The sequence below is a fragment of the Rahnella perminowiae genome (assembly GCF_019049755.1).
GTDB classification, from domain to species: Bacteria; Pseudomonadota; Gammaproteobacteria; order Enterobacterales; family Enterobacteriaceae; genus Rahnella; species Rahnella perminowiae.
In genome coordinates this window covers 1-1111 of record NZ_JAFMOS010000148.1, presented here as the reverse complement: position 1 = coordinate 1111, position 1111 = coordinate 1, and the positions used below count along the sequence as shown (strand labels likewise).

Genomic DNA, 1111 nt, shown 5'->3' with positions numbered 1-1111 from the left:
TATCTGAATAAGTCTGCGGTGAGTGTTTGCAAACTGTTATGTTAATTTAACCAAGTCGCAAACTTTAATTCATTATAATGTCAAAATCGACACTATAAAAAATCGCCATTAGAGGGCGTCCGGATTTGGAATTCATTTTCCCTGAAGTCAGCTGGGTTTTACTATTATCAGGACAGGAAGTACAGGTGCACACAAAAGGTGCGTTTAATGATTTTCACCGTTTGTTTTGCACCATTTTATCCATCTATGGCGTAATTGATTATTGCATAACCAGTCATATTGGCAGGCATTGACTTTCGGCATAAGTCTTGTGTGTTGTACACGTCTCCGTCAGCGCCGCATGATGCGCCGCCACCGGCGCTACCCCGTGCTGTAAGGCCTGTGTAGCGATACGCTGTGGGGGCTGGCGTGGAGAGTTTGGGGTGACGCAGACAATAAAAATTCAAATAAAGGTGAGGTTTACGCTTACGGTTCTGCATTAAATGATCAATAATCAAAACAGGTCGTTATTGTTTTGTTTGATATGCAGGTAAAACTGCAAAGCAGAAAAAAGCATGTCTATCAACATATTTCAGCTTAACTGAACACGAAGTGCCTTTAACCGGCTCAAATATGTGCGACATGTCCATCACTGATTAAAAATGGCTTGCCATCGAATTCAGAGTATGTGATAACGCATCTGGGTAAAACGAGGTACAGTTCTGTATATGTGTGGCATTTTCAGTATAGAAGTTCTGAGTAAAGACGTTCACGTTGAATACCGCTTCTCTGCCGATTCTAATCTTAGTGCCTCAAGCAGTAACGACTCTAGTTTGTCTATGTAACGCCGCTGGGCGGTTTAAACAATCCAAAGGAAATACTCAAGATGGCAAAGATCAAAGGTCAAGTTAAGTGGTTCAACGAGTCTAAAGGTTTCGGTTTCATTACTCCTGCTGATGGCAGCAAAGACGTGTTTGTACACTTCTCTGCAATCCAGGGTAACGGCTTCAAAACTCTGGCTGAAGGCCAGAACGTAGAGTTCGAAATCCAGGACGGCCAGAAAGGCCCGTCAGCAGTTAACGTAACTGCAATCTAAGCAGCCTTCGCTGTAAAAAAACCCGCCAAGGCGGGT

Annotated in this window: 2 protein-coding genes; both read left to right on the top strand. The window is 43.3% G+C overall.

The window, feature by feature from the left end; all coding sequences use genetic code 11:
• Positions 1-707 precede the first annotated feature (707 nt).
• On the top strand, positions 708-824 hold the full coding sequence (locus J1785_RS00810; RefSeq protein WP_071823629.1) for a DUF2627 domain-containing protein: 117 nt from the start codon (positions 708-710) through the stop codon (positions 822-824).
• A 41-nt stretch (positions 825-865) separates the two neighbouring features.
• Complete coding sequence (cspE, locus tag J1785_RS00805) at positions 866-1075, top strand: transcription antiterminator/RNA stability regulator CspE (RefSeq protein ID WP_002221949.1); 210 nt, start codon at positions 866-868, stop codon at positions 1073-1075.
• Positions 1076-1111: the final 36 nt, after the last annotated feature.